Here is a 4,086-nt window from a genome sequence, read left to right as displayed (position 1 = left end):
AAAATATCGGTGCGGTTGTGGCAGGCCATCAGCGATTCACCAATTGTAAGGTGAATCCCATGGAATAAGGCCCCGGCGCCTGTGGTTGCCCGGTCCCACAGAGACTAAACGAGATTGTCTTCGCGTAGGGGGTATTGTTTCCGGCCTCGTTGGCGGCATAGGTGTGCAGTTCGGTTGACCAGCCCGTGCCGATCGTGAGCCCAGACGCGCAGGACCCTGATGCACCTTCGTTGAAAGTGCCGTAATACCCTGACTGATTGGATGCCTGCAGGCGATACCCCGAGGACACCGTGGTGCCTGCGCCTGGTTGGATCGCTATCCCTACCGTAGAAGCACCGAGGGAGGTATTGGTTCCCCCGCACTGTACTTGGGCCGAGACCGTACCGCGGGCGGCGATCGTCCCGGAAGGTGACACGATAGGGACGTCCCCGAGGGATGCGGTGGGTTGATTCGCCCCGCCCCCAGAAGGGGTCTGGACAGTGTCAACGGAGCCCAGAAGGTTGCAGTTCAGCCCCGAGACGATGATTGCGTTCGGTTTAGGCACCTCAGTGCCCCCGCCACCACTGGCAGCGGCGATTGCATACAAAGAGGGGTACGTCCCGCGCCACGGGGTGAGCGGCCCGGACGCGTACGCGGCCAGTTCGAGGTGTGATGCCAGTTCCATCTTGTATGGTCCACCTGGCCAGATGCCACGCTGGTGGGTCGTAGGGCACGTCATTTTGGGACTGCTGGAATACGCAAAAACCCGGGTCGTGGTATCACCCGCGAGTGGGAGACACGCGGTGTACGCCGTGCCGCCCCGCGTCACCGCGGCCCCCGTTGATGGGGTCAGGGATGCGACCACGTCATCGTCGCAGCCATAGAAGCAATCCAGTAGTATCTTCCCGAGCGGGACTAGGATGAGGTTTTGAGGACTCGTCGCGCCCGTCCCCGCTACCCCCCAACCCAGCGGCGTATGGACAGCTTTGTAGCCAGTACCGCTGCCGGCAGAGTACGTCGAGGTGGAGACACTGAGCCCGCCGTCGTCAGTCGAGTAGGGTTTTACCTCGGCGGTTGCATCAGATTTGAAGCGAGCACCGGTATCACCGGCGCGTTATTTTCGTCGGCCGTTATTTCACCGTGGCGGCGTTATTTCGCGGCGGCACGCCGTCCGCCACCCAACGGGGTCGTCGCCACATCCGTGGTGCCGCCATAATCGTTCATTACCGACCAGCTCACTGCCTTCACCGATTGAGAGGCCGGGAAACGCAGTTCACTGAACGGCGCCACCATCGACGGCCCCTTGTCCAGATTCTGTTCCCGACCATCAAATTTCAGCAGGGCAAACGACTGGTAATAGGGCGTCGGGTTCTTCACCACCACCGCCCCCGGCTGCACGGTAAACTGCATCATCCCCGGCGCGGCCTTCGGCGTAATGGCCAGCCCCGCCGGCCGCCAGAACAGTTTCAGGATGGTGCGCATTGAGATGGACAATGACGCCCCCAACTGCCCCTGCACCACCTGCCCTGGCTTCGGCGCCGGCTGCGACGGAATGGTGCTGGCGTAAAAATAAAACACCGACTCCCGGTCCGCCGGCAACGAGCCGCCCGCCCGGAGGATACGCATCACGTTCTGTCCGTTGCCCTCCAGCCGGAACAGCGGCGGCGTGACGATAAACGGCGCGGCCGTGCGCTTCATCGGCTCTGCGGAGACACCGGCCTGCACCAGCCACGGCTGGTCGCCATGGTTATTCACCGTCAGCGTCACCGCCCCATCCTGCGCCGGAAAAATGATGCGGTTGCGGGAAAAACTCACCCCACCGCCGTCCGCCCGCGCTGCCGTGGCGGTGAACAACACCATCAGTGCGGTCATCAGCCAGGCCGTCGGTCGGCGGGACAGGGCGCGCTCTGCATGTATTGTGTTTCTTCTGCTCATCATGTGGTTTCTCATCCGTCCGACTATTTATACGCAAAGGTAAAGTTCAGCGTCGCTTTCAGGCTGCCGGCGAACGCACTCGCGCAGTGGGTTGCGCAGGTCACCCCAAGGAACAGGTCTTTGGACAGGTCGTCACCGCCCACCCCGGCAGCCCCCGTCAGCACCTCGTCGGATGACTTAAAGACATCACTCGCTTCAAACACCGGATTCGCCTTTTTCCCCACCACGATAAAATAACGGTAGGCGCTGCTTGCGCTCTCCTTGAACACCCAGGGCAACTCGCCCTCCGCCTCCGCCGCGGTCGGCTTCGTGCCGTCCAGTGTTACAACAGGTTTGAGGACCCCCTGGCCGAGGCCACACCCAGACAAGGCAAGCGTGACTTTTTTTACGTCAATTATGGGGCCCCTCCCCCCACTCGTTGCAGGTTCAAGGGCAGCCGAGTCAATCGGATCCAATGTCAGCGGGGACGGCGGCGTTAACCCCATCGAACAGGTTTTCTGCACCAGACGTGCCGACATATGCACAGTCACCGTGTCGGCTGCCAGCGCCGCCGTCGACAACATCAGGCCAACAACCAGCCCCCCAGTCGCGCCGCCGATAACACAAGACATGACGCGCTGGCACAATCGCCGCCCGGCGCGTTTGCCCGCCTTGTTGCTTGTTCGCATCACCTGACACCTCATTTATAAGCAAACGTGAAAGTCACGTCCGCGTTGATGTCCCCCGCCTTCAAGCGAGACGGCGAACACCAGGACTTTTCCCCGCAGCTCACTTCCACCTTAAGCGGCACGACATGGTCCCCGGTCAGCGTCTCCCCTTTGCCGTACCACGGCCCGGTCGGTGCCGTTGTGCTTTTCGGGATATACAGATGTTCGCCATCTATTACCAGGAGGTTATTGTTGTTGCCTGCGCCATTGACCGCCTTCTGCAGCGTAAAGCCGAACCCCACCGCTGTGCTGTTGCCGTTGATAAAGAAATATTTCTTGTAGGTACTCATCACCGGATCGGTGGTGGTGTTCCCACTCACCGTCACCACCGGCGTGCCATCGCTTGCCCCCAACCCGCTGCAGTTGCTTAATTTGATTGTCAACGGGGTCTGATTGAGCACCGCCCAGTGCTGATTCACCAACGGTGACGGATCAAGATCTTCCATAGCAATCGATGTCGGATCCGCGATGACGGCACATGATCCCATGTTCACCGTGGCGCTCAGCGTCTCCGCCCTGACCTCCCCCAAAAAAACCAGGCACAGCATGGCCGCGAGGGATAACGCCCCCATGCCACCGTTGCACCATTTCGCGCCCCATCCCGTATTTTGCGTATTGCCCTTCATCCGGTTTTCCTGTCGTTTCATTTATACGCAAACGTGAAGGTCACGCTGGCCTTCACCGTACCCGCCGCCAGCTTCGACGCCTCACACCACGCCGTTTTGCCACAAGCAACCCCGGCGCTGAGTGGGATAGTATACGTTCCGTTCAGCACCTCACCGACCCCGTAATACATCGTATTGGGATCAAACGGATCCTTCGGGACATACAGCTGCTCGCCCTGTTTCACTTCAACGTCTGGCTGATTACCGCCCGCCTCCGAAAGTTTTTTCAACACAAACCCGAAGCCCTTGGACGTCCCACCGCCAGTGCCGGCGTCACGAAACAACCACGGAGCAGCGCTGTCGGTCACCGCGCCGGCCACCGTCACCACCGGCCGCCCTCCCCCCGTCATCCCGCTACTACAGGTCAATTTCAGGATCAAGGGCTTATCCAGCACGGTTTGCCAGTTCCTTCCTATCAATGAGCTCGGATCGGCCCCCCCCAGGTTTGTCGCGAATGCCGAGGAATCGACGGAACAGGTTCCCGTGGATATCGTCCAGGACAGCGCCGTGGTATCACCCGCCCAGGCACTCTGCACCAACATTCCGCCCATCAGCATCCCCGTGCATACACAGCGCCATCCCCTTTGCCTGCCCGCTCTTGTGCGCATTTTTTCGCTTCCTCGCCAACTCCGTATTTCTGCCACGTCAGTGGTACACAAACGTAAACTGGATCTGCGCACTGCCCGCCCCCGCCTGCAGCTTCGTCGCCGCACAGTCCGTTGTCTCACCGCACGCCAGTGCAACCTTCAATGGCCTCGCCCCGTCGGTGGCCACCGTGTTATTCGCCCCCAGCTCGACAT

At 60.7% G+C, this 4,086-nt stretch carries 4 protein-coding genes; all 4 read right to left on the bottom strand.

Features of this window, described 5'->3' with window-relative positions:
* Positions 1 to 1,128: 1,128 nt before the first annotated feature.
* The 4 genes from BL249_RS18480 to BL249_RS18465 are packed head-to-tail and all read right to left on the bottom strand — an operon-like array spanning position 1,129 to position 3,837.
* A complete protein-coding gene (locus BL249_RS18480) occupies positions 1,129 to 1,917 on the bottom strand; it encodes a fimbrial biogenesis chaperone (RefSeq protein ID WP_158233128.1) in 789 nt (262 codons plus the stop codon).
* A 20-nt stretch (positions 1,918 to 1,937) separates the two neighbouring features.
* Complete coding sequence (locus tag BL249_RS18475; protein ID WP_099707600.1) at positions 1,938 to 2,582, bottom strand: hypothetical protein; 645 nt, start codon at positions 2,580 to 2,582, stop codon at positions 1,938 to 1,940.
* A gap of 11 nt (positions 2,583 to 2,593) precedes the next feature.
* Positions 2,594 to 3,247: a type 1 fimbrial protein gene (locus BL249_RS18470; RefSeq protein ID WP_099707599.1), complete on the bottom strand. Its 654-nt coding sequence runs from the start codon at positions 3,245 to 3,247 to the stop codon at positions 2,594 to 2,596.
* 17 nt (positions 3,248 to 3,264) lie between these two features.
* Complete coding sequence (locus BL249_RS18465) at positions 3,265 to 3,837, bottom strand: hypothetical protein (protein ID WP_143354928.1); 573 nt, start codon at positions 3,835 to 3,837, stop codon at positions 3,265 to 3,267.
* Positions 3,838 to 4,086: the final 249 nt, after the last annotated feature.

The sequence above is a fragment of the Erwinia sp. OLFS4 genome (genome assembly GCF_002752165.1).
Lineage (GTDB): Bacteria > Pseudomonadota > Gammaproteobacteria > Enterobacterales > Enterobacteriaceae > Izhakiella.
Note: the sequence above shows the minus strand (reverse complement) of the source record. Positions and strands in the feature narration are given on the sequence as shown.

Excerpts from the sequence above, each read along its gene's own strand:
- BL249_RS18480 (WP_158233128.1), bottom strand. The coding sequence starts at position 1,917 with ATGATGAGCAGAAGAAACACAATACATGCAGAGCGCGCCCTGTCCCGC.
- BL249_RS18475 (WP_099707600.1), bottom strand. The coding sequence starts at position 2,582 with ATGCGAACAAGCAACAAGGCGGGCAAACGCGCCGGGCGGCGATTGTGC.
- BL249_RS18470 (WP_099707599.1), bottom strand. The coding sequence starts at position 3,247 with ATGAAGGGCAATACGCAAAATACGGGATGGGGCGCGAAATGGTGCAAC.
- BL249_RS18465 (WP_143354928.1), bottom strand. The coding sequence starts at position 3,837 with ATGGGCGGAATGTTGGTGCAGAGTGCCTGGGCGGGTGATACCACGGCG.